Genomic DNA, 25017 nt, shown 5'->3' on the forward strand with positions numbered 1-25017 from the left:
TGCCACATATGAACCGACCAACACAATCACGCCGAGCACCGCTATGGCGGTCGGCCAGAGAATGCTGCGGCCCGTCGGCCCCATCACGGCACGCCCCGGCACCGGGATCCGCAGCGCGCCGGGTGCGGGTCAGTGACCTGTTACCACCTCCGCAACCAGGATCCGAAGCCGCGCCGACCCGAGCCCGCCGGGCGCACCGCTATCGCGAACCCGAAGACGACGTCACAGCGGCGGCCCCCGTGCCGGATACCCCGACGACGCGCGCTGCCGCGCCCCCGCCCAATGGCGGGCCCGGCTTCAATTGGCTACCGCCGACGCAATCCGTTGCCGCGCCACCTGAGCCGCCGAGCGGCCCACGGCCGGCCAACCCCCCGCCCGGGCCGACCAGAGCGCAATCGCCCGTCGCGCCGGCTAAACCCCCCGCACCAGCCCCGAAGCCGGCCAAGCCGATACCGCAGCGCGGCTGGCGGAGCTGGGTGTACAAGCTCACCCGCATCAATTTTGGCCTGTCGCCCGACGAAAAGTACGAGCTGGACCTGCGCGCACGCGTCAGCCGCAGGCCCCGCGGCGCATACCAGATCGGCGTGCTGGGCCTCAAAGGCGGCGCCGGTAAGACCACCACCTCGGTAACCCTGGCCACGACGTTGGCGCAGGTTCGCGGTGACCGGATCCTGGTCCTCGACGCTGATCCCGGCTACGGCAATCTCGCCGAGCGCACCGGCCGTTCGTCGCCCGCATCGATCGCCGATCTCGTTGCGGCCAAGGAAGTCTCGCACTACAACGATGTGCGCGCCCACACCAGCGTCAACGCGGCCAATCTGGAGATCTTGCCCGCCGAGGATTACACGGCGGCTCAGCGCGGGCTCAGCGGTGACGACATGCGCTACGCGGTCGACACCGTGTCGAAGTTCTACAACCTGGTCCTGGCCGATTGCGGTGCCGGCCTGTTCGATCCGGTCACCCGCGGCGTGCTGGACACGGCGTCCGCGGTCGTCATCGTCACGAACGTGTCGGTGGACAGTGCCCGGCAGGCCGCGGCTGCGCTGGACTGGTTGCAGCGCAACGGCTTTCACGATCTGCTCCGCCGCGCTTGTGTGGTGGTCAACCATGTCACACAGGGTGAAACCAACGTCGCCGAAAAAGAGTTGGTGCGCCGCTTCCAGCAACAGGTTCAACCCGGCCGCGTCATTGTCCTGCCGTGGGACAAGCACATCGCCGCCGGAACCGAGATCCAGTTCGACCAGCTCGACCCGCTCTACCGGAGGCGAGTACTCGAGCTGGCCGCAGCCTTGTCCGACGATTTCGAAAGGGCGGGACGTCGTTGAGTGCACCCGTTGTTGCTGCCGGCTCGACCGCTGCGGGAGCGGCTTCGGCCAAGCCCGCCAGCACCAGAGTGACCATCCTCACCGGCCGACGGATGACCGATCTGGTGTTGCCGGCGGCCGTGCCGATCGAGACCTATATCGACGAGACCGTCGCGGTGCTCGCCGATCTGCTCGAAGACACTCCCGCAGATGTGTTGGCGGGCTTTGACTTCGCCGCCCAGGGGGTATGGACATTCGCCCGCCCCGGCGCTCCGCCGTTGAAACTCGACCAATCCCTCGACGAAGCCGGGGTGGTCGATGGGTCCTTGCTGACGTTGGTGTCGGCCAGCCGAACCGAGCGCTACCGGCCGCTGGTCGAGGACGTCATCGACGCGATCGCGGTGCTCGACGAATCACCGGAATTCGACCGAGCTGCGCTCAACCGCTTCGTCGGGGTTGCCATTCCCGTGTTGGCCCTGCCCATCACCGCGATCGCCCTGCGCGCGTGGTGGTCGACGGGCCGCAGCATTCTCTGGCCGACCGCCATAGCGGTGCTCGGCGTGATTGTGTTGGTCGGTTCATATGTGGCACAGCGCTTTTACCGCCGCCCACACCTGTCGGAGTATCTGTTGCTGGCGGCGTACCCGCTGTTGGCCGGCGCTGCGGCCATCGCCGTTCCGCTGCCGCGGGGCGTCAACTCGCTGGGAGCCCCACAGTTGGCCGCCGCGGCCACCACCGTGTTCTTCCTGACGTTGTTGAGCCGCGGCGGCCCCCGTCAGCGCCATGAGGTGGCTTCATTCGTCGTCATCACCTCGATCGCGGTCACCGCCGCGGCGGTCGCCTATGGCTACGGCTATCAACACTGGGTGCCGGCCGGCGCCATCGCGTTCGGGCTGTTCATCGTCACCAACGCGGCGAAACTGACTGTGGCCGTTGCGCGCATCGCGCTGCCGCCGATTCCGGTACCCGGCGAGACCGTCGACAACGAAGAGTTGCTCGATCCGGTCACCGCCCAGGACGCCACCAACGAAGAGACGCCGACCTGGCAGGCCATCATCGCGTCGGCACCGGCGTCGGCCGCCCGCCTGACCGAGCGCAGTCTGCTCGCCAAGCAACTGCTCGTGGGGTACGTGGCCGCGGGAACGCTGATCCTGGCCATCGGCGCGATCGCGGTGGTGGTGCATGGGCACTTCTTCGTGCACAGCTTGGTCATTGCCGGGTTGATCACGGTAATCTGTGCCTTCCGGTCCCGGCTGTACGCCGACCGCTGGTGTGCGTGGGCGTTGCTGGCCGCGGCCGTCGTCATTCCCACCGGCCTGACGGCCAAGCTGAGCCTGTGGTACCCGCACTACGCCTGGATGTTTTTGACGATCTATCTCGGCCTGGCGGTGGTCACCCTGATCGTGGTGGGGGCGACGGCTCAGATCCGCCGCGTTTCGCCGGTGACCAAGCGGATTCTGGAGCTGATCGACGGCGCTATGGTCGCGTCCATCATTCCGCTGTTGCTCTGGGTTACCGGGGTCTACGACATGGTGCGCAATCTGCGTTTCTGACCGCACGGTGGACGGCAAATTGCTGCGATCGGCGCCATAGCCGGCACGGTAAAATTTGCTCAATGCAAGGCGACGTGAAGGGATTCTGTGATGGCTGAACCGTTGGCCGTCGATCCCGCCCGCCTGCTGGCCGCCGGGAGCAAGCTCGCCGAGTTGGTGTTCCCGACGGCTCCCTCGCCAATCTCCATCGCCGGGTCGGATCCGGTGTCGGCCGCCATCAACGAGACCATGCCCAGCATCGAGTCGTTGGTGTCCGACGGCCTGCCCGGGGTGACCGCCGCGCTCAAGCGGACGGCGACCAGCATGTCCACCGCCGCGGACATCTACGCCAAGGCCGATCAGTCGCTGGGTGACGCGTTGACGCAGTCCCAATTCGGCGCCGCGGCGCAGGGTCTGCAAGCCAACGGGGTGACGGGCGCGGCGGCGGGCCTCACCGGCCAGTCCGCGCACCTCCTCGGTGCACCGACCAGCGCGGCGGCCACGGTCCGCGAGGCGGTCGGTGCCCAGGCCGATGCGCTCGCGCCGCGCGTCGCCGCGACGGTGCCGCAGGCGGTGCAGCTGGCACCGCAGGCCGGCCAATGGGCGCAGCAAGCGTCCCCGATCGCGCAAACCGTCAGCCAGACCGCTCAGCAGGCCGGATCGCAGGGTTCGCAGGGTGCGGCGCCGGCTCAGCTGGCCAGCGACACCAAGCCGCAGGACGAGGACGCGAAGAAGGACGACGAAGACGACGAGCACACCGGCGACGAGGCCGCCGCGGGTCCCGAAGCAGCCGCCGGCAGCGCTCGCCTGGTGGGCAGCGTGCCGCTAGCGGGTCCCTCCGGCGGGGACTCGACATCGGTCGCCGCTCCGCTCTGACGCGTCGCCCGCGGTGATTCGGCGGTAGGCGATATTGGCCACCGCAAAGGCCGCGCACGCACACGCCGGGACAATCAGCGAGAAGCCGCCGAGCCGCGAGCCGATGAGCAATCCCACCGTGCCGCCGCTGAGGAACAGCAACAGGGTGACCGTGAGCACGGTCGCTTTCAGCTTGTCGATGCCGTTCTCGCGGCTGCGTCCAAGGATCAGTCCCAGATCGGTGACGGTGCCGGTGAAGTGGGTGGTGCGGATCGCCATGCCACGGAAGCTGGACGTCAGCCCGTTCTGCATCCCGAGGGCGAGGGCCGCGAACATCGCCTGCACCACAGAAGGTTCGATACCGATCGATTCGATGGCGGCTCTGACCGCGGTCTCTTCCACGCCGAAGGCGGCCAGCAAGAGGAAGACGGCTTCTCCGGCCAGAACGGCGGCATGGCGTGGCCCGGTCAGGGCTTTAGTCGACCCCAGCAGCGCGCCGGCCGCGGTGGCGCCGGCCAGGAAGCCAAGCAGGATCGCCGCCAGCAGGTGACCCTCATACAGCCACGGGTTGGCGGTGTTCATGCCCAGCTGAGTCGTCACCGCAGTCAGGTTGCCGACCGGGAAGGCGAGGATGAGCAGCGCGACCGCGTTGACGTATCCGGCGTTGAGCGACAACAGCCCGCTGTAGCAGACGAGGAGTCCCTCTTTGCTCAGGAAGCCGACGCGGGGCTGGTCAAACGGTGGCATAGGTTTCGAGGATGTGCTTGTCGGACTTCATCTTTCGCGAGCCTAGCAACGAGGGCCGGGCCGCGCTCGTTTCGCAAATCGAACTCACATACTTCCTAGGCGTCGTCGCTCAGCGCACTGTCGAGCAATCCGGCGACGTAGCGCCAGTACAACCAGTCGGCGACGGCCGGACGCTGAGCCGCGGCGTCGGCGGCGTTGTACGCCTGGTGCAGGGCGATTTCTTGGCAGTGCACGGCGTAGGCGCGGAATGCCCGCAGGTGCGCGGTTTCGCGGCCGACGGCGGTACTGGTCATCGGCTTCATCAGGTCGAACCACAGCATGTGCCGCTCGTCGTCGGGCGCGTCGGCGTCCGCGGGCGCCGGCGGCAACAGGTCGAGCAGGTGCAGGTCATCGGTGTCGGCGAGCTGCGCGGCGGCGGAGGGATCGACGACCTCCAACCGTGACTGCCCGACCATATTGCCGGTGTCTGGGATGTCGTCGGCTTCCAGGATGATCTTGGCCGCGCCGGGGTCGGAGTTGGCCAACTGCTCGGCGGTGCCGATCACCGCTCGCAGCTTCAGGTCATGGAAGGCCGCCCAGCCCTGCACGGCCAGCACGGGGTAAGTCGCGGTCCGAGCTTTCTCGTCGGGCGGAATCGCGCGGTCGGCGCTGGCCAGAAAGACCTTGGCCGGCAGCTCCACGCCCTCGGGAACGTAGGCCAAGCCGTAGCTGTTGGCCACCACGATCGAGCCGTCGGTGGTCACCGCGGTGATCCAGAAGAACCCGAAGTCGCCCTCGGTGACGCTGTTGGGCGCGTTCAGCGCGGCCGCGACGCGGCGCGCCAAGCGCAGCGGGTCGGATTTGCCGCCGCGACCGCGCGAGGCCGCGGCGATGGCGTCGCGAGCGGCCCGCGCCGCCGAGACCGGGATGGACGGCGTCACGGTGACATCGTCGGCAGGCTCGGTCTTGTCCTTGTCGGACTGGTCGGCAGGTGGGCGTGCCGCGGGTGACGCGGTGCGAGCCGACGCCGGGCGGGTCCCTGCGGCGGCCGGGGCACGACCGGCGGCGCCCAGCGGCGCGCGTCCGGACGTGGCGCGGGAAGCCGCACCGGATGCCGCGGCGGAACCAGCGCCCTGGTTGGACCCTGCGGATGCGCAGGCCGCGCTCGGGCTGACCGATACGGGCCGGCCTGCCATTGCGGGCATCCCGCCCGCGGCCGCCGGCGCCACCGCCGCCGACGAGTCGTCTTTGTGGTGCGACGGCGCCGCGCCCTGTCCGGGTGCCGGGGGCGCGTCCGTCGCTGCCGCGGGCTTGACGTGCGCCGGCTCGGTGCCGGGGGCGGACGGTTTGCCGCCGTCGCCGGGTGCGTCCGGTTGGCCCGGCGCCGTTGGTCCGGCCGGCGCCGACGGCACGTGCGGTCCGGGCGTGGGCGTCGCCGGCGCGGATGGTCCGGCCGGCACCGGGGACGGCCCCGGCGTCGCCGGCACCGGCGTGATCGGGGTGACCGGGCGGGGGGTGACCGGCTGGTCCCCAGCCGGATGGTCCGGCTTGGGGTTGACCGGCGTGATCGGTGTGACGGGCTGGCCCGGCGTGGCCGGCGGCACCGGAGTCACCGGCGGCAGCGGGTTGACCGGCGTGATGGGGGTGACCGGGACACCGGGGGTGATCGGCGTGACCGGTGCCGGGTCCACCGGGGTGATGGGCGTGACCGGCTTACCAGGAGTGACCGGCGGTCCCGGCTCGATCGGGTCATACGGGTTGGCCGGGATGGGCTCGAACGGCGTCGGGGCCGGAATGACGGGTGACGGCGAGCCCGTGGACGGTACCGCCAGGGTCGGCACGTCCGGGGTCGGCGGAGTCACCTGGTGCAACAGGTCGCCGAGCGCGTTTTGCGGCGGCTTCCAGTTCTTCGACGCCCGCACCTGCTCGGCGGCTTCGGCGACCAAACTGGTGTTCGCGGCGTGGGTTTCGCGGACCAGAGCATTGATCGCGATCTGGCGCTGTTCGGCGTCGAGTTCGGAATCGTTTTCCAGAATGGTGATTTGGCGCTGGGCGCCGTCGACGTTGTTGCCGATGTCGGACTTCGCTTGAACCAGCAATCCGGCGATATGCCGGTGCCAGGTGATGACTGTGGCGAGATAGTCCTGCAGCGTGCTGATCTGGTTGAGGTTGGCGCCTAATGCACCGTTCGCGGCGTTCGCCGCCCCGCCCGACCACACGCCGCCGTCGAACACTTCCACCTGCTGGCGACGGGTGCTGTCCATGACGTCGGTGACTTGGCGCAGCACTTGGGTGTATTCCTGCGCCCGGTCGTACAGGGTGTCCTCGTCGGCTTCCGGCCAGCCGCCCGGTTCGAGCATCTGGCCGGCGTACTCGCCCGTCGGCCTCGGAATGCCCATCGTTACATGCCTTTCCGTGTCAGCCGTCGGGTGGTGCCGGTCCTCATGGTTCACAAGCCTATCCGAGCTCAACCCCTGCTCGGTGCACCAATTCACGCTCACGCCGTCCGGACCTGATCCTCGAAAACTTCTCGGAGGCAGAGGGTTTCACACCCGCGCGTTGTGCCGGCGACGGGCTAGAAGCCACCTCGGTTGGTGGCCTGCGACATGGCCGCCAGCGCCGCGGTGAGCTGTTCGCCCGCGGCGGCGTTGTAGGCGCTTGCCACCGATTGCGCGTTGGCCAGCGCCTCGTTCACGCGCGCGCCGACCGCCTCGGCGCCGATCTCCTTGATCAGTCCGTCCTCGATGCGGACCCCGGTGAGCCACTGGTGGCCGTTGATGGTCACCTCGACCGTCTGGGCTTCGTCGGCGCCCCGGAACGATCCGGTGTTCATCTGATTCAACGTGCCGTCCAACGCGGACTGGAACTGTGCCGCCACGGCTAACGCCTGCGCGACGTGAGGGGGCATCTCCATGCTGGTCACTTCGACTCCTTGCTGTCTTGACGGCGGCGGTTACCGATCACGGCTTCGGTCCACTCTCGGTCTTCGGTGTAGAGCGCTTCGTCGTCCTGTTTGGCGCCTTTGGATTTCGAGCCGCCCTGTCCTTGTCCGTGGCCGCCCATCGGCATGCCCATGCCACCACCGGCCATGCCGCTACCGGCGGGGGCCTTGCCGGCACCGAACCCGCCGAGGTCACCTGCGCCGGCCGGACGCACCGAATCACCGGCCATGCCGCCGGTCGCGGGGGCCAGCGGCATCGACGGCGCACCGCCGCCTGCACCGCCACCACCGCCCAGCGACATCGGTTTGATACCAGGGTCTTTCGGCAGGCTGGCCGCGGCATCGCGGGTGGCAGAGGTCAATTCGGCTGCCGCTCCGGCCGGCATGCCGCCACCGGCACCGGCGCCTGCGGTGGGCGGCATCATCGGTGGCTGCATCCCGGTGCCGGACTGCCCGCCGGTGGCGCCCGCGAATTGCATGACCTGCGAAGGGATTAGACCTTGCGGCTGCGGCGGAGCCGGCGGGTCGATCTTGACCGCTTGGGGCGGCTTGGCGATGTCGAGTCGCTTGATCTGGGAGACCTTGCTGCTGTACTCGCTCAGCGTCTCTTCGGAGGTGGCCTGGTATTCCGAATACAGCTTGATGGCTTGCGCCTTGTATTTCGGGTCTTTGGCCATCTCTTCGAGCTTTTCGATGTCGGCCAGCGTGGGGTGTTTGCGCCGCGCCCACAGCTGCAGCTGGGCCAGGAACCGGCCTTGTTGCGACAGCGCCGCGGCCATGTCGGCCATGTAGATGATCCACTTGCGCTGATCTTCTAAGGATTGGGTACAGGCCGCGGCGGCATCGCCTTCCCAATTGTCGAAACCGCGGAACCGTTTGACGTCTCGTTGCAGCGCGTAGTTGAGGGTGTCCCAGCCGTCGGCGAAGTTACCCAGCGACCGCCCTTGGTCGCCGGCTTCGAGTTTGGTGGCCGCGGTCTTGAGGTCGGTGAAGTCAGGTTCACCGGCCGCGGTGACATCCTGCCCGTCGCGCAGACCCGCCGAGCTGTCCCCGCCGGCCCCGCCGGCGGTTTCGCCCTCGACATGTCCTTCGCCGTCGCTGTTCAGCGCGCTCGCCGCGTCATCGTCGACGTCCCCGTACGCCTTGGCCGCGTTGCGCAGGGAGGTCGCCAACCGCTGCCGTTCCTTGCCGCCCGCGGTCAGGAACTCGCGCATGCTGTCGGCGTTGATCTCGAGCTGTAGCGCCGCGTTACGAGCCGCGTTGAGACCGCAGGGTGCCTGCGGGACGTCGGTGGGCGGGACCGCCATCGGTGCCTCCACCTCGTCGGCGCGCGACAAGATTTCCTGCTGATCCACCTTCACGGTCTGCGGCTGCGTCATCGCGGATCAATCCTCCTTTGTGCTACAGCCATTATCGTCGCTGAAGCCGCAGGTTCCTGCACCAATTTTCGCCGCCGTACCGCGGCGCGACACCTATGCGCTACTTGGGCAGCGCCATCTGGAAGCGGCTCTCCTCGGGCGGGGAGACCCGGCGGATCGGCAATTGGCGATGCCGCGGGGTGCTGATCATGTTGTGCCGCAGAACTACTCGGTCCACGCCCGGGTGCTGGCCCAGATAGGTCGTCGCATGCGGCCAGGCCACCTTGGCCTCCGGTCCGATCTGGGCGCCGATCAACTGGGCGAATTGCTCGAAGTGGGGGCCGACGGTTACCACCGCGCCCGCGGCGGCCGCGCGCACCGCGAACTGCGCGAACGTCTGGGCGTCGCTGAGGTTGATCGCGACGTCGACGTCGTCGAAAGGCATGTACACCGGGCAGCGGTTGACCGTCTCCCCGATCAGCACCCCGGCCGAGCCGATCGGCAGCTGGCAGTGACGGTTGGCCACCAGGTTCTGGCCTTGCAGGGCCATGCGCTGCCCGCCGAACAACCGGGAGAACCCGCGCGGGGTCTTGGGTTTGCCGGCCGTGGTCAACAGCACCGTGGTGCGCGGCGGCTGGCCCGGGGCGACACGCACGCGGGTGATGGTGTGGTCGGCGCGCGCCGACCACCACACGTCGGGCCCGCCTGGCGCGGTGTAGGCGGCGGTGTAGGAGTCGCGGCCCTTGATCATCGACCACTTCTCTCGCACGAAGCCGATGTCGATGGCGTGGTCGTAGTCGTCGAAGCTGCGCCCGCAGACCGCGTCGATGCCGTGGCTGGCCAGGGCGTCGGCGATGCGGGTCGCCGAGGCCACCAGGTATCGGGCCAATCCCTTGAGGCCTTCGTCGCGGCGTTGCGCCGATTTGCGGGTGCGGTCGGGTTCGGCGCGCAACATGATCCAGCTGCGGCGGTGGGCCGGGGCCGGGTCGGCGCCGATCACCTGCTGGTAGAGGCCGATCACCTCGGGGGCGGCGGTGTGGCCGACGCGGTAGCCGGCCGACACCACGTCGGCCTCCAGGTCGGGGCAGTGCACGCTGAGCAGTTCCTGCAGCAGGCGGGTGTCCAGGACATCGTCGGTGTGGGCTTCCCCGTCGACGATGACGGTGGGGGTGAACGGGCGCGGCTTGAGTTCGATCACGGCGATCAGGTGGTCGCGCCGCCACCGCACCGCGACGTGGTCGCCGGGTTTGACGGTGGCACCGACGACGGGTTCGGAGGGGACGTCAGGCGGGCGGCGGTGCAGGCGCAGCCAGCGGAACACGGTCGCGATCCAGCCGGTGACTCGGCGGCCGAAGAAGGTGACGAAGGCGATGATGGCGGCGACGGCGACGATGGTGACCCCAATCCACCAATGCGGGGTGTGCAAGAAAAGCAGGATGCACACCGGGGCCAAGATGGCGAGCACCAGCGCGTGGCCGGTGCTGAACCGCAGCCGTACCGGACTGGACAGTGTTCTCATCGGCGCCTCAACGCCCGTGCCAGCAGGGAGCCGAGGCCCAGCGCCGCGACCAGACCCACCGCCGAGAGCGCCACGATGGTGATGGGCCGATGGTCAGGTCCCGGCGGGAACACCGGCGTGGGCAGGCGCCGCACGTTGGGTTGCGCCGCTGCTGGGCCGGCCGGGACGTCCCATGTCAGCGCGGCGACGGTGTTGATGACACCGGCGCCAACCACGTTGTCGACGCCGCCGCCGGGGTGGCGGGCGGTGGCGGTGATGCGGTTCATCACCTGCACGGGTGTGAGGTCGGGGAACTTCTGGCGGATGAGCGCGGCCAGTCCGGAGACGTAGGCGGCGGCGAAGGAGGTGCCGGCGATGGGCACCGGACCTTCGCGGCCTTGCAGCGCGTTGACCGGATCACCGCGGTCGCCGAGGGCGATGATGTTCTCCGCCGGCGCAGCGACGCCGACCCACGGCCCGTGCATGGAAAACGAACTGGGCGCACCGGTTTGGCCGATGCCGCCGACAGACAGCACCAGCGGCGCGTACCAGGCGGGGGTGACGACGGTCTGCACCTTGTTCCAGCCGCGGGCGTCGTCGGGATTGGCGGAGTCGGGCAGCGGGTTCTGCGAGCAGTCGCCGCCGACGTTGCCGGCCGCGACCACGACGACCGCGTTCTTGACGGTGACCGCGTAGTTGATGGCCGCGCCCAGGCTGACTTCGTCGATGGGCCGGGTGACCTTGTAGCAGGCGGCCTCGCTGATGTTGATGACGCCCGCGCCCAGGTTCGCCGCATGCACCACCGCGCGAGCCAGGCTGCGGATCGATCCGGCGGCCGGGGTGGCGTTGGGGTCGTTCGGATTGGGTTGTGTGCCAACGGGTTCGAAGGCTTCGGAGGTTTGTCGGATGGACAGCAGCCGCGCGTCGGGGGCGACGCCGACGTAGCCGTCGGTGGGTGCGGGCCGCCCGCCGATGATGGCCGCGGTAAGCGTGCCGTGCGAGTCGCAATCCGACAGTCCGTTGCCGGGCTGGTCGACGAAGTCCCCGCCGGGTTCGGCCGGCACCCGCGGTGAGGCGTTGACGCCGGTGTCGACGACGGCCACGGTGACGCCGGCTCCGGTGGCGAACTTGTGGGCCTGGGCGACGTCGAGATAGGTGTCGCTCCACGGCGGGTCGTGAAACACCGAGTCCGGCAGCGTGGTCGGCAGCGAGCACTGGACGCGCTGTTCGGTGGGCTGGTCGGGTCCGGTGACATCGGGTGGGACGGCACCGGGGTCAATGGCGGGCGGGGTGATGGCCGACGCGGAGGGCGCGGTGACCAGCGCCAGCGCCACCGTCATCAGCACGATCCGGTGCACCCCGGAATCACTCCGTTCATTGAGCCGCTGGGAGAAGTCTGCGAGAAGTTTAGACGTTGCCGGTGGGGAAACGGCGGTATTCGCGTCGGCCGTCGAGTGTGCGCCGTCGGCGGCGAGAGTTACACCTGGGCGCCGTTTCGCCGTGATTCCCGCCGCTGGCGCACGCTCGAAACCGTGGGTGCACGCTCGACGCCAGCCCGGGCCGCCGTCAGAGCTCGATGGGCACGTGCTTCTCGGCGCACGCGTCGCGCACCGCGGTGAGCACGTCCTCGGTTCGCAGCGCCTGCAGGTCCTCGACCGTCACCGAACCCTTCGCGCTGCGATGCTGCGCGGCAACCCGCGAGTCACGCAGCCGCTCGGCTCGTTCGATCACGTTGCGGGCGAAGCGGCCGTTGTGCATGGCGTCGATGCCGTGGATGCCGTCGGGTGCACAGTAGGCGCGCAGGGTCGCGCAGGCGGCGTTGAGCGCCTCGGCGGCCGCGGGTTCGATGACGGTGGCGCGTGGCTTGCCGTAGCGGATCGCGATCTCGACCAACTCGTCGGGCGTATAGGACTCGAACCGCAACTTTCGGTTGAAGCGACCCGCCAGACCGGGGTTGACGGTCAGGAATTCGTCGACTTCTTTCTCGTAGCCGGCACCGATGAAGCAGAAGTCGAAGCGGTGCACCTCAAGCGCGACCAGCAATTGGTTGACCGCCTCCATGCCGATCATGTCGGGGCGGCCGTCCTGGTGGCGTTCCACGAGTGAATAGAACTCGTCCATGAACAGAATGCGGCCCAGCGAGCGGTTGATCAGTTCATTCGTCTTGGGCCCGGACGCCCCGATGTGTTCTCCGCAGAAGTCGGCGCGCTTGACCTCGATGATCTCCGGGTGCCGGACGATGCCCAGGCCGGCGTAGATCTTGCCGAGGGCTGCCGCGGTGGTCGTCTTGCCCGTGCCGGGTGGGCCGACCAGCAGCACGTGGTTGGTCTGGTTCGCCACCGGTAATCCGGCCGCCAACCGCAGCGCGCGGACCTCGATCTGGTCTTCGAGTTCGGCGACGGCGCGCTTGACTTCGGCGAGTCCGACTTGGTTGTTCAGCAGCGCCCGGCCTTCCTGCAGTAGTTCGTTGCGCCGCTCCTCGTGTTCGGCTTCGGTCCGCTCCTGCGCGGTTCGCTGCGTGCTGACATCCCACTTATCGGTGCGCGTGTTGATGGTCTGTTCGTCGATGATCGCCAGTTGCAGCGTGGGGTCAGCCAAAGCTTGCTTCGCCGCGTCCAGCAGTGCTCCGTTGATACTGGCCTTCGACAACCAGATCTGCGCTTGGTGTTCGTCACCCAGCTGTCGATGAGCCATCCCCCGCACGTACGCGAGATCTGCTGCGATCAAGGGGAAGTCGGCCGGGTCGATGGCGGTGAGCGCATTGTCGTTGCGCCGGTGCGCTGACTGCGACGAGCTACCGTATAACTCGACGCGATCGCTCCAGTCGAGCGCGACCCGGGCCTGACCGAGGTGCGCGGCGGCGTGGGCAGCCAAGGCACACGTCGCCGCCGTGACCGCCGACATGATGATCGCCTGCGGCGGCAAGACTGCGGCGGCCACGGAGATGACATCCGGCCAGCGTTGAGCCGCGAACATCAAGTAAGCACTGATGTATTGCTGCCACTGGTGATTCTCCCAGTTGTCCAGGAGCGCCGGATCTGCAAGCAGCGCCTCGGCTTTCGCGTATTGGCGATCGTCGATCAATGCGCTGGCCAGTGCCAGTCCGGCGTGGGACGCCTCGGTCACCGAAATCGAGAGATAAGGGCCGGCCTTGATGGGCGCGGACAGCCGAACGCCCAGCCGATTCGTTTCCCGGTGCAGCCGAGATCCGTAGGCGTACAACTGCTGCACCGTCGACAACGATTCGTCACCGGCGGCGATGCGGCCCAGCCAGGCGTCTGCCATAGACGGGTCGATCTCGGTGGCTTCCCGGAACCGAGCGGCGGCCGCATCAGCGTCGTTGTCCAACAGGGACATCGCTTGATCGAACCGCTTACGGGCGGCGGCTGTCGTGGTGGCGCTGATCATGGTGAGTCTGCCGATTCCAGCTCGGTCGACCGCAACGATGTGGGCTCGGCAGAGACGTAGCGGTTCTCGGCGCGGAACAGTTCGACTTCGACCGAGTGCACTTGGCCGGCGGCGGTCACCGCCAGTGTGGCCGGCCCGATCTGTGTGATCAGCACGTTGGCGTTTCCTCGATAGGCTCTGTCGGGTTCGCCAACGGAAATGAGAGTGTTCGGGCGAGGCGCCGGCGTCAGCGTTCCATCGATGACGCTGACGGTGGTGCCAGGAACCGGCTTTGGCTCGTCGGTAATGATGACCTCGGGCATGCGAAGGCTGTTCCATCGCTGCGTGTTCCGAGTGTGAACGGTGACCCGCTCCCCTGCCGCAGCGAGCCGCACGATGATGCGCTTGGCCAGCGCGTCCGCGGCGGCAATGTGGACGCGACTGAACTCCCCCGGGTCGTCCAGTGGCAGCAGCATTCGGTTTCCAGCACCCACCTTGCCCAGCAGCACGCCGGACGGACCAATCGGCAACACAAGTGGGCCGTGCAGCACTCCGCGACGAATCCCCCGCAGCGTCGGCAGCGGGCCGCACATGTTGGCGGCCAACGCTTGCGCCTGCTCACCCGGCAACGTCTGCAACATCATGTTCGGAGGCGCCGTCGGTGGCTGCGCACTTCGTACGGTCACCGTAGCGGTAACAGTTCCGTCGCCGAAAAGCGTGACATTCTGCACGATTGCGTCTGCACGAGCCGACCAGGCTTGTGCCAATGCCTCCGCCGCCACGTCGCTCGGCCGGTACCAGTACGTGGTCATCCAACCGTTCTCCCCGCGCAGGGACCGCCACCGGCGGTGTCCGGCGTCCAGTGCGGATCGGCCAAGTCGTCGTTCCAACTCCACGATGTCGGTAGCAGTAGCCACCTTGGCGCGCACACCTTGTTGCCGCAAATGCGCGCTGATGCGTTGTGCGACTGCCAAAGTCGCGGTGCCGACCGAGGTCCGCCATTGCAGCGACTCGGCGTTGTCGAGCGCGTTGATACGCACGATCAACCACGTTTCGCGCTGACCGGCATACGGTGGGGTGCCGATGAGTGTGTCGTAGACGCGTGGATAGTCACCGGTGCTGCGCCGGCGCGCCCCGGCGCTGACCACGCTCAGTGAGTCGACGCGCAAGCCCAAACTCTGCGCAAGCAGGGGTTGCAAGCCGGCAACATCGCCCACGTTCTCCGTCTGCGTCGACAGCGACCCGGTCAACAGCGTTGGTGCATGGGGTTTTCCGAGTAGCTGTACGGCAGCCACAGCCACACCATCCTGGAAGCGGATCCCGCCGCCCGCTCGGTCATTGGCGACGGTGACGGGATCCCGCCACTGGATCGGTTGGTGTCGGCGGCGCCATAGCGTGAGCCAGGACCACACCGGCTGGCCTCGCCACCGTACGACACCGACAGCGGCGCCAATTGCCAAACCGACTGCAGCGCCGAGGAATCCGCCGGCCGCCCAGCCGAGGACGGCAGCGGTGAAGACACTGACGATGACGGCCAGCTTGATGATCACCGTCATCGGGCTCGCCGTGCTCTGGTGATCAGGGACGCGGCCGCGACCACGGCCACGACTACGCCGGCGAACACCACTGCAGCGGTGCGCGCGCGATGGTCGGGTGCCGGCGGGGCCACGGCGGGCTTGACTATCCGGGTGCGAGCGGCAGCCGGAAGCCGTTCTCCCGCAGGGACGTCGAAGGTCAGCGCCGCCACCGGGTCGACGACGCCGTAGCCGACCTGGTTGTCAACTCCCCGCGGCGGGTTGTGCGCCGTCTGCAGAATGCGGTTCACGATCTGATGCGCGGACAAGCCGGGATACTTGGCCCGGACCAAAGCGGCGACACCGCTGACGTAGGCCGCGGAGAAGCTGGTGCCCCAGATCGGCATGTTCTTGTCACCGGGGCGGATGGGCGGATAGGCGTTGACCGGTCCAGCCGTGGTAGGTGAGAGCCCCATGATGCCGACCCCGGGCGCCGCGGCAGCTACCCACGGTCCGGCAAGGCTCTTGTTGATCGGTGCTCCGGTGTTATCGACCGCGCCGACGGACAGCACGTAGTCGGAGAACCAGGAGGGCGACGAGACGGTTTTGACCTGGTGCCAGTCCCGGGGATCGCCGGCGTCCAAGGGATCAAACAACGGGTTCTGCGCGCAGCCGTCCTCGCTGTCGTTGCCCGCTGCCGCAACGATCACCGCGTCCTTAACGGTGGCGGCGTACCAGACGGCTGCGCCGAGGGCGCCCTGGTCCAGCGGGTCCGCCGCCGAAACGCAGGAGGTGACACTGATATTGATGACTTTGGCGCCCATGTTGGCGGCGTGAACGACAGCGCTGGCCAGTGTGGCGATCGAGCCGGCTTTCCTGCGTATCTCCATGTCACCCGGCCCAGGGTTGACTGGCTCGTATGCGCGCGATGACTGTCTGATCGAGATGATGACGGCGTGCGGGGCGACGCCGACCACGCCGTCGGGCGCACCCGGCGGCGGGGAAGGCACCTCCGGGTTGTCGGGTTGGTCGGGCGCCGGATCTCCCGGTGCGTTCGCCGGTTCGTCCGGCGGAGGTGGCGGAGGAGGCGGCGCGGGTTTGGTCTCGGTGATCGTGACCGGTGTCGGCGGCGGTGGTGGCGCGGGCGGTGGCGGCGGTCCGCCCGGGGGCCGCGGCGCGGAGTCGGTCGCGGGCGGTCCCGCCGGTGCGGGGAACGCCGGTGCGCTCGGCATCGGAGCGGGCATCGGACTACCCTGCGGCGCAGCCGCGATCACTGACGCGACGATGGTGCCGTGTGCGTCGCAGTCCATCAGCCCGTCGCCGCTCATGATGTAATCCCCGCCGGGAACCACGCGCAGTCGTGGGCTGGGGTTGACTCCGGTGTCAACGATCGCGACTGGCACTCCATTGCCGGTCGAGTATTGCCAGGCCTTGCTGACGCTGAGCATGGTGAAGCCCGGTGCGGTCATTGCAACGTTCGGGTTGCCTACGGTGATGGTCCGAGCACACATATTGCTCTGCCGCATCGGCTGATCCGGGCTGGGCTTGCCGTCGGCCGGGACCCGGCCCGGATCGACCGTCGGGGGCGGGATCGCTTGGGCAGCAGGAAGATTTGCGGGCAGCGCGACGAGGAGACTGACCACAGCCATCGACCAGACCTGTCGACTCCTCATCTCATTCGCACCCAGGTGAACAGCCCACCGATCCAGGCCGCCAATGGCAGCGCCACGATAATGGCGGCAATCTCGATCCATTCGGCCGTCATGCGGACCAATGGTGTGAATCTGGTGACCGGCACCAGCAACGCCGCAAGCAGCCCGGAACCAGCGAATCCGGCCAGTGCCAGTGCTGCCCAGAGCACTCCTTGCCCCGATGCAAGAGGCGTATGCACAACATATTTGACAACGCCGGCTCCGGTGGCTGCCGCAGCACCACTTACCAGCGCCACGGCCTGACGCTTGTCGGCGAACGCGCGCCCTCGGCTGATGAAGATCACCACAAACAGCGCCGCCAGCACCGCGGCGGCGGTAGCGCGGTCCCGGCCCGGCATCAGTGTTGCCCACACCGCTGCGGGAAGGGTCAAGCCCGCGCCCACACAGATACCGGTCAGCACGCTGTTGGCGCGTATCGCGGCGGCGGCGATCTCGGCGCCGCGCGGGGTGGTGTCGGTGTTGGTTTCTTCCTCGGCGGAGTAACCGTCGCTCACGGGTGACACGGCGTCTGCGGGCAGGCCGGCGCTGCGCCGGAAGAGGTCGCGACCGGTGATGGATCCGAAGTACGGCGGGCGGATGCGGGCGACCCACAGCGCGATCGTCGGCGCCACCGTCAACACGAGCAGCAGCACGACGAGACTGCACATGCCCAGCCACTGTGCGGGAACCGCCCACCACATCCGCACCGCGGCTACCGCCCCACCAAGTGCGCACACCGTCACCACCGTCGCGGCGGCATTGCTGTGGCGATGCGTCATTGCGGCCACTGCGCACGTCAGAACGCCGGCGGCCAGAGCTGCGATGAACACATGTGCCGAGATCAACTTGCCGGGTGCACCGGCACCAAAGGCGGCCGCCAGCAGAGGAATTGCCAGCCAGGCCAAGCCGTCGATCATGTCATTGCGGTGCGGCCACCACCGCCACACCGACAGCGCGCCGCCCGCGGCCAGCAGCCCGGCGCTTCCGGTGACGATGCTCGGCAATAGTGAGTCGTCGAAAAAACGTTGACGCACAGCTAATCCGAGGACGATGGCGGCTGCCATGGCCAGGATGAACAGGGCGGTATGCGCGGCGGTCTGGACGGTGACCGGCTCGAAGAGCTTCTTGCCTACCCTGGCCAGTCCAGTAGACAACGACTCGTACTGCGGCTCGAACGATTCCCCTTCCACCGCAGGCACCAAGACGAGGGTGGCGCCGTCCTCGACTCCAAGCTCATCGAGTGTTTTGGTGACGTCGAGTCGGACACCGTTGGCTTTATGCAATTCGTATCCGACGCCAGATTCGAGGCCGGTGAGGCCGCGGCGCTTGAGTTCGTCGTTCAGTAGCTCGACGACGTCGTCGATGAACACCTCGACCGGCACTGATGCCGGATAGACCTGCGAGATGAGGTGCTCCCCGCAAACGACAGCCACGGCACAACGAGCCGGAAACGAAACCTTGGCCATTTAACGCGGCCTGTCGGCATCCGGAATGTACTTGTCGGCCAGCGCCGCGGTGATCTCGAAAAGGCGAAGCCGCGTCTTCTTCTTCAGCTCGTGCCGGGTGTCGATGATCCCGCCTTTCGCGAGATACAAGTCATAGGGCATGAACTCGACAGTCGCGCCCGACTGACCAAAACGCTCGGTGAGGTATGTCCGTGCTTCCGGGTCGTATTTGTTTCGGCTGTCGTTCAGCACAACGGTGCTGCGAGACACCAATTCGTGGTAACCCATTGACCGTAGGAGGTCGATCGAACGAGTGACCGGCAGCGACGTGTCAGCGGTCAGGCCGGATACGAAAACCAGAGAGTCGCATGACTCGAGCACCGCCTTCATCACCGGATGTTCGAGGTCATCAGAGGTATCCACCACGATGACGGTGTGGGTGCGACGAAGCCGGGACAGCACTCCGGTGAACATTGACGGCACCAGCGGTCGCGGTTGGTCTGAGGCCCGGTTTCCGGCCAACACGTCCAGGCCGATGCTGTTCTGGCCCAGATGTTCTCGTATGTCGGCGTAGCCTTGGACATCGGTATCGTTGAGCACGGCCGAATAGTCGCCCGGCGGAGACTCATCGATCCGGCCGGCGAGCGTTCCGAAGCCTGGCGCGGCGTCGATAGCGACGACGTTGTCGGGTCGGCACTCGCGAAAGACGGCACCGATGCATGCGGTCATCGTGGTCTTGCCGACGCCGCCTTTTCCGGACACGACGCCAATGACGTATTGCCTGCGGATGTGACGGCGGATGCGCTCCTGCAGTTCTCGGTAATGCCGCTCAGCCGGTGACTCACCAAGGTTCATGGTGCGAAACGAGGCGCTATAGACGAACTTTCGCCAACCCGATCCGGGCGGGATCTTGCGCGGCGCCACCATGTCGGAGATGCGCAACGTTCCTGAAACGGAGTTGTGGGGCTGATAGCGCGCGGGTGGCGTGTCTCGGTGATTTGTTCCGGCTTGTTCCAACACTGGGTGCGAATACCTCTCGACTACACAACTTTTCGGTACGAGTGCCAATCGTGTTCGGCGGGCAGTCGCCGCATCATCTGGTTGACTGCGGCAGCGATGTTGGTCTTTGTCCCTGGGGCGACGATCATCCACTTCTTTCCCGAGGATTCAACGTCCTCGGCGACGAGGCGGCCCTCGGGAGTATCGACGATGGTCACCGCTGCGCCGTCAATGTGGGTGCGCGCGGATCTACCCGTCGCTACCCCGGACTGGATGGCGACGATCGAGGCTTGCGCCGACTGGGCTGGATCTGCGGCGAGGCTTAGGATCCGAAGTTGTTCACTTTCCAGCCGCTGCTCGGCCAGAAACGCGGTTAACCCGTCCGGACTGGTGGCCGCGGCGCGCAGCGCGTCGGCGTCCACAGTGACGGGGCGCAAGCGCGCCGAAGTGTGCTCGCCGCATAGGCGGTCGATCTGCGCGGTCACCACCGTGCTGGCGGTTTGCTCTGCGTTGGCCGTCCCGGCGCCGCTGATGCGAATCAGTTCCTCGTGCCGCTCCAAGGCCACCCACCACTGGGCGAACCTGGCCAGCAACACGCGGGCCGGTTCGGTGTCCCCGGGGCGACGAATCTGCACGAATAACGCCACGTCACGGCGATGGAGGACGGTCAGCCACTCCACAACGGTGCTGTCCACGACGTCGAATTCGTCGATCACTCCGGCAGCCCGCAGCTCCGATGTCACGGGATGCTGGAGCGCCAGCGACTTGGGTTCGACGCTGGGCAACAGCGGCCGCAGTCCTAGCTCAGGGGCCAGGGTCTCGATGCCGGTGAGCACTTGCAGGGCCCACAGCCCGTCGACGGTGGTGGTTAACACGTTGTCCCTTAAACACGGTCCCAGGGCGCACTTCTGGGGTACGCCCTGGGCTTCTGCAGCTTCGCCACGATGACTAGGTGAACAAGGTGCCCATCTGCGCATCGCACGCCTGGGCCATTTCGTCCACGTTGTGCACCGTGTGCGCGTGACGGCTCACGGTTTGAATAAGGTCTTCGAGGCCGCGCAACATTTGCTGTTGCGCGTCGAAGAATGCTGTCGCGCCGTGCCCCTGGAAAAAGTCGGCGAGTGCTTGGGTCATGTTCAACACATCACCGTGGATTTCCATCAGCTGTGCCGCTTGGGAACCGACTTCGCCGGCAAAGCCGATGACCGCTCCGTGGTTATAGACAATTTGATCTGACATGACAGGGTTCCTTACCTAATCAATTCGGTGGGGTATTGGGGACAGCGACTCGACTCAGACGGACTGCGTGCCGCCGCCGAACACACCGTTCAAATTGTGGGAAGCATCCGCTTCATGGTTCTCCATCAACACGGCCGCCTGGCCCAGCCCGTGGGCCAACCGTTGGCCGCCCGTCATGATCTGCTGTAAGTCGTGATGGATGTGGCCGGCGGTGTTGAGGGACGTGGAGCCGGCGTCGCCGGCCCATCCGGTCGCGCTGACGATATTCTCGTGGCCGCTCAGGTACTGGTTGGCTATGGCGGCGGCCTCTTGCAGCCGCGTTTCTATGCGTTGCTGGGTGCTTCGCAGCAGTTCCGGAGTGACAACGGTCGAGTTTGCCATTATTTACGTCTCCCTCAATTAATTGCGCTTCCCGGGCCGGGATCGGGGTAAAGCTAATGCAGCCGCAGTCAGCTGTCACTTCACTCACCCCGGGGGCCTGCAGGGGGCCGAACAAGCTGTTTAGTGCACACGAGGATTCTGCACGTGTCAAACGTTGTTGTGGGCCGAATGCCGCGAATACCCGCAGTGCAATTCGGCTCCGTCGCACCTGGAATGGTCGTTTGTCAAATGGCTGTACGAGTGCTCAGCCAAAGTCTTTTCATAAGGCGCTGGCCCCGTCGGCGGTGCCGTCGCCGTCCGTGTCGGTCAACCGCACGTTCCAGCGGCCGTCGCCATCGGTGTCGACGTACCCGGTTACGCCTGCCTCACTAGCGCAGAGCACGCGGTCGGCGACGCCGTCGCCGTCGGTGTCGATCAGCCGGTCATCGGGCTGGCCGTGGCCGTCGAAGTCGACCAGCGGACCGCCGGTGTGCTCGACACCGTCCAAGCCGAACCAGCGCAACTGGCCGCCGCGGTCCACCGCCACCGACCAGGTGCCCGCTCCGTCGTCGGTGAAGTAGCTCTCCGGGCTGCCGTCGTTGTCGACGTCGAGGACGCCATGATCGGCCAACCCGTCGCCGTCCAGGTCGGTTAGCGCGTCGTCGCGGAGGCCGTCGCCGTCGAGGTCCAGTCCGATCGCGTCAAGTTGCCCGTCCCCGTTGAGGTCCAGATCGAATGGACGGTTCCAGATGTGCGCGGTGCCGTCGTCGGCGCCCAGGCAGTACTCCACGCTTCCTTGGACGCCGCGTCGCGGTTAGGCGTTCCCACGTTCTTTCCACCACTTGAGCAGTTCGGCGGTCGCGTCCTCGTTGGACAGCGGCCCGCGGTCCAGCCGCAACTCCTTGAGGAAGCGCCACGCCTCCCCCACCTGCGGGCCGGCCGGGATACCGAGCAGCTCCATGATCTGGTTGCCGTCCAGGTCCGGGCGCACCCGGTTCAGGTCTTCCTGGGCGGCCAGCTCGGCGATGCGCTTTTCCAGCTGGTCGTAGTTGGCGCGCAGTCGCGCGGCGCGGCGCTGGTTGCGGGTGGTGCAGTCGGCGCGCACCAGCTTGTGCAGCCGCGGCAGCAGCGGCCCGGCGTCGGTGACGTAGCGGCGCACCGCCGAGTCGGTCCATTTGCCGTCGCCGTACCCGTGGAAGCGCAGGTGCAGATACACCAGCTGGGAGACGTCGTCGACCATCTGCTTGGAGTACTTCAGCGCCCGCATCCGCTTGCGGACCATCTTGGCGCCCACTACCTCGTGGTGGTGAAAGCTCACCCCGCCATTGGGTTCGTGCTTGCGGGTGGCGGGCTTGCCGATGTCGTGCAGCAACGCCGCCCAGCGCAGTACCAGATCCGGGCCGTCATCTTCCAGTGCGATCGCCTGGCGCAGCACGGTCAGCGAGTGCTGGTAGACGTCCTTGTGTTGGTGGTGTTCGTCGATGGCCATGCGCATGCCGCCGACTTCGGGCAGCACCACATCACCCATCCCGGTCTGCACCAACAGATCGATGCCGGCCACCGGATCGGCGCCCAGCAGCAGCTTGTCCAGTTCGGCGGCCACCCGCTCGGCGCTGATCCGGGCCAGCTGCGGGGCCATCTCCTCGATCGCGGTCCGCACCCTTGGTGCGACGTGGAACCCCAGCTGAGAGACGAACCGCGCCGCTCGCAGCATCCGCAGCGGGTCGTCGCCGAACGACACCTCCGGGGACGCCGGGGTGTCGAGCACCCGGGCACGCAGCGCGGTCAACCCGTCGAGCGGGTCGAGGAACTCACCCGGGCCGCTCGGGGTGACCCGCACGGCCATCGCATTGGCGGTGAAGTCGCGGCGCACCAGGTCGTCGTCGAGGCGGTCGCCGAACCGCACTTCGGGATTGCGCGACACCTGGTCATAGGTGTCGGCGCGGAACGTGGTGATCTCCAGGCGGTAGTCGCCTTTGCCTGCGCCGATGGTGCCGAACTCGATGCCGGTGTCCCACAACGTGTCGGCGAAGGGCCGGAGGATCTTCTGGATCTGCTCGGGCCGGGCGTCGGTGGTGAAGTCGAGGTCAGGACTGAGCCGCCCCAGCAGCGCGTCGCGCACCGATCCGCCGACCAGGTAGAGCTGCTGGCCCGCGGCGTCGAATGCCGCGCCGAGTTCGCTGAGCACCGGCGCGTGCTTTTGCAACGCGCGCGCGGCGGTCAGCAGATCGGCAGTCTGGGCGGGTTCAGCCACGTTCGATCAGCCTAGTCGGGCGTTGGGCCGCAGCGGGTGTGCGCTCAGGGTTTCCAGTGAGCGTCCAGGGCGACAAATCCGCCGAATGCCCGCCACCACCGCACGCTCGAAGCCCCACACGCACGCTCGCCGCCCAAGCCGCCGCGGCCCGCTCAACCGGCGAGTGCATCCGGAAGACACGCCCGTGCCAGCTAATATCGCTTGAATGTCCGACGGCGAACAAGCCAAACCACGTCGACGCCGCGGCCGGCGTCGCGGTCGTGGCGGCGCGAGTTCAGCCGAAAATACTACGGACGGCCAGGCGACGCAGGACACCACCCCGACTCCGGCGACCGCCAAGGGGCGACGGACTCGCCCCCGCCGCCGCGGATCAGACAAGATGCGTACTGTGCACGAAACCTCGGCCGGCGGACTGGTGATCGACGGCATCGACGGCCCGCGCGACGAACAGGTCGCCGCACTCATCGGACGCATCGACCGGCGCGGCCGCATGCTGTGGTCGCTGCCCAAAGGCCATATCGAACAAGGGGAAACGGCCGAGCAGACCGCCATCCGGGAGGTGGCCGAAGAAACCGGAATCCGGGGCAGCGTGCTGGCCGCGCTGGGCCGCATCGACTACTGGTTCGTCACCGACGGTCGGCGGGTGCACAAGACCGTGCACCACTATTTGATGCGCTTTTCCGGCGGCGAGCTGTCCGACGAGGACCTCGAGGTCGCCGAGGTGGCCTGGGTCCCCATCCGCGACCTCCCGTCGCGGCTGGCCTACGCCGACGAACGCAAACTGGCCGAAGTGGCCGACGAACTGATCGACAAACTGCAAAGCGACGGCCCGGCCGCGCTGCCGCCGCTGCCACCCACCACACCGCGCCGCCGCCCCCAGACCCACTCGCGCACCCGACACGCCGACGCACCCGGCCGGCAGAACGGGCACGGGCCCAAGCCGTGACGGGGCTGCGACTTCGGTGCGCCGCACTGCTGCGCCTGCTCGCGGTGATCGGCATCATCACCGGCCTGGATCTGGGACTGACCGTCGCCGCCGCGGCCCCGGACGCAACCGCCGGCGAACCCACGCCCACCCCCTTCGTCCAGGTCCGCATCGACCAAGTCACCCCCGACGTCGTCACCACCACCAGCGATCCGGTCGTCAGCGTCAGCGGAATGGTGATCAACATCGGGGACCGCCCGGTCCGCGACGTCATGGTCCGCCTCGAACACGCCGCCGGGGTCGCCTCCTCGTCGGGGCTGCGGACCTCGCTGGACGGCAGCACCGACCAATATGAGGCGGCCGCGGACTTCCTGACGGTGTCCCCGGAACTGCAACGCGGCCAGCAGGCCGGCTTCACCCTGACCGCGCCGCTGCGCTCGCTGACCAAGCCGTCACTGAACATCACCCAACCCGGCATCTTCCCGGTCCTGGTCAACGTCAACGGCACCCCCGACTACGGCGCACCCGCCCGGCTGGACAACGCCCGGTTCCTGCTGCCCGTGGTCGGCGTGCCCCCGGACAAGGCCGGCGACATCGAATCGGCCGTCGCGCCGGAAACCACCAAGCCGGTGTGGATGACCATGCTGTGGCCGCTGGCCGACCGGCCCCGCCTGGCCCCCGGCGTCCCGGGCGGCACCATCCCGGTCCGCCTCGTCGACGACGACCTGGCCACCTCGCTGGCCACCGGCGGCCGGCTGGACACCCTGCTGGGCGCCGCGGAGTTCGCCACCAGCCGCGATGTCGATCCCGACGGCAGCGTCGGGCGGGCGCTGTGCCTGGCCGTCGACCCCGACCTGCTGGTCACCGTCAACGCCATGACCGCCGGCTACGTCGTCTCCAACGCCTCCGACGGCCCGGCGAGGGTGACCAGCACGGCCGCGGCAGTGAGCGTGATCGCGAACAGTACCTTGCCGTAGGCGTTGGAGTGC

At 67.7% G+C, this 25017-nt stretch carries 19 protein-coding genes and 2 pseudogenes; 5 read left to right on the plus strand and 16 right to left on the minus strand.

From position 1 onward, the window contains the following. The 3 genes from A9W95_RS08870 to A9W95_RS08880 all read left to right on the plus strand — a co-directional run. A partial coding sequence (locus A9W95_RS08870; protein WP_156746085.1) for a MinD/ParA family protein occupies window positions 1–1325 on the plus strand: 1325 nt, incomplete at its 5' end. Beyond that, window positions 1322–2857, plus strand: a complete 1536-nt coding sequence (eccD, locus tag A9W95_RS08875) for a type VII secretion integral membrane protein EccD (RefSeq protein ID WP_067410960.1) — start codon at window positions 1322–1324, stop codon at window positions 2855–2857. The genes A9W95_RS08870 and eccD (A9W95_RS08875), both read left to right, overlap by 4 nt. A 90-nt stretch (window positions 2858–2947) precedes the next feature. After that, on the plus strand, window positions 2948–3712 hold the full coding sequence (locus A9W95_RS08880) for a hypothetical protein (protein WP_067410962.1): 765 nt from the start codon (window positions 2948–2950) through the stop codon (window positions 3710–3712). Here A9W95_RS08880 and A9W95_RS08885 read toward each other — a convergent pair. From A9W95_RS08885 to A9W95_RS08960, 16 genes and pseudogenes are all read right to left on the minus strand, one after another. Beyond that, window positions 3662–4438: a YoaK family protein gene (locus A9W95_RS08885; protein WP_067410965.1), complete on the minus strand. Its 777-nt coding sequence runs from the start codon at window positions 4436–4438 to the stop codon at window positions 3662–3664. The genes A9W95_RS08880 and A9W95_RS08885 overlap by 51 nt on opposite strands. 95 nt (window positions 4439–4533) lie before the next feature. Beyond that, window positions 4534–6816 (minus strand): secretion protein EspK, encoded by a 2283-nt coding sequence (locus tag A9W95_RS08890; protein WP_067410968.1) that lies wholly within the window; start codon window positions 6814–6816, stop codon window positions 4534–4536. A gap of 176 nt (window positions 6817–6992) precedes the next feature. Further along, on the minus strand, window positions 6993–7331 hold the full coding sequence (locus tag A9W95_RS08895) for a YbaB/EbfC family nucleoid-associated protein (protein ID WP_067411005.1): 339 nt from the start codon (window positions 7329–7331) through the stop codon (window positions 6993–6995). A gap of 5 nt (window positions 7332–7336) precedes the next feature. After that, complete coding sequence (locus tag A9W95_RS08900; RefSeq protein WP_067410971.1) at window positions 7337–8737, minus strand: secretion protein EspB; 1401 nt, start codon at window positions 8735–8737, stop codon at window positions 7337–7339. 100 nt (window positions 8738–8837) lie between these two features. Beyond that, entirely contained in the window at window positions 8838–10235 is a 1398-nt protein-coding gene (gene eccE / locus A9W95_RS08905; protein WP_067410974.1) for a type VII secretion protein EccE, read from the minus strand. Continuing rightward, window positions 10232–11572 (minus strand): type VII secretion-associated serine protease mycosin, encoded by a 1341-nt coding sequence (gene mycP / locus A9W95_RS08910; protein WP_067410977.1) that lies wholly within the window; start codon window positions 11570–11572, stop codon window positions 10232–10234. The genes eccE (A9W95_RS08905) and mycP (A9W95_RS08910) overlap by 4 nt, the downstream gene beginning before the upstream one ends. Before the next feature lie 208 nt (window positions 11573–11780). Beyond that, on the minus strand, window positions 11781–13622 hold the full coding sequence (gene eccA / locus A9W95_RS08915) for a type VII secretion AAA-ATPase EccA (RefSeq protein WP_067410979.1): 1842 nt from the start codon (window positions 13620–13622) through the stop codon (window positions 11781–11783). Further along, window positions 13619–15157 (minus strand): type VII secretion protein EccE, encoded by a 1539-nt coding sequence (gene eccE, locus A9W95_RS08920; RefSeq protein ID WP_067410982.1) that lies wholly within the window; start codon window positions 15155–15157, stop codon window positions 13619–13621. The genes eccA and eccE (A9W95_RS08920) overlap by 4 nt, the downstream gene beginning before the upstream one ends. Beyond that, a complete protein-coding gene (gene mycP / locus A9W95_RS08925; RefSeq protein ID WP_082982978.1) occupies window positions 15154–16764 on the minus strand; it encodes a type VII secretion-associated serine protease mycosin in 1611 nt (536 codons plus the stop codon). Before mycP (A9W95_RS08925) ends, eccE (A9W95_RS08920) begins: the two co-directional genes overlap by 4 nt. A gap of 20 nt (window positions 16765–16784) precedes the next feature. Further along, window positions 16785–18272 (minus strand): type VII secretion integral membrane protein EccD, encoded by a 1488-nt coding sequence (gene eccD, locus A9W95_RS08930; protein ID WP_082982979.1) that lies wholly within the window; start codon window positions 18270–18272, stop codon window positions 16785–16787. Beyond that, window positions 18273–19211, minus strand: a pseudogene (locus tag A9W95_RS08935) (MinD/ParA family protein); the annotation flags it as partial. It abuts the gene before it with no gap. Window positions 19212–19291: 80 nt separating this feature from the next. Further along, complete coding sequence (locus A9W95_RS08940; protein ID WP_067410986.1) at window positions 19292–20125, minus strand: ESX secretion-associated protein EspG; 834 nt, start codon at window positions 20123–20125, stop codon at window positions 19292–19294. Window positions 20126–20198: 73 nt separating this feature from the next. Next, the gene (locus A9W95_RS08945) at window positions 20199–20489 is read right to left on the minus strand and encodes a WXG100 family type VII secretion target (protein ID WP_067410989.1); all 291 of its coding nucleotides are present in this window, start codon (window positions 20487–20489) and stop codon (window positions 20199–20201) included. Window positions 20490–20543: 54 nt separating this feature from the next. Next, entirely contained in the window at window positions 20544–20870 is a 327-nt protein-coding gene (locus A9W95_RS08950; RefSeq protein WP_067410992.1) for a WXG100 family type VII secretion target, read from the minus strand. 259 nt (window positions 20871–21129) lie between these two features. Then, window positions 21130–21639: a pullulanase gene (locus A9W95_RS08955; RefSeq protein ID WP_067410995.1), complete on the minus strand. Its 510-nt coding sequence runs from the start codon at window positions 21637–21639 to the stop codon at window positions 21130–21132. A gap of 24 nt (window positions 21640–21663) precedes the next feature. Continuing rightward, a complete protein-coding gene (locus tag A9W95_RS08960) occupies window positions 21664–23103 on the minus strand; it encodes a CCA tRNA nucleotidyltransferase (RefSeq protein WP_067410997.1) in 1440 nt (479 codons plus the stop codon). A gap of 205 nt (window positions 23104–23308) precedes the next feature. Between A9W95_RS08960 and A9W95_RS08965 the strand changes: the two genes are divergently transcribed. Next, on the plus strand, window positions 23309–24049 hold the full coding sequence (locus A9W95_RS08965; RefSeq protein WP_067411000.1) for an NUDIX hydrolase: 741 nt from the start codon (window positions 23309–23311) through the stop codon (window positions 24047–24049). Further along, window positions 24046–24963: pseudogene (locus tag A9W95_RS08970) on the plus strand (hypothetical protein); the annotation flags it as partial. The gene A9W95_RS08965 and the pseudogene A9W95_RS08970, both read left to right, overlap by 4 nt. Between the last annotated feature and the right edge of the window lie 54 nt (window positions 24964–25017).

Source organism: Mycobacterium sp. 1423905.2 (assembly GCF_001673155.1).
Taxonomy (GTDB): Bacteria; Actinomycetota; Actinomycetes; order Mycobacteriales; family Mycobacteriaceae; genus Mycobacterium.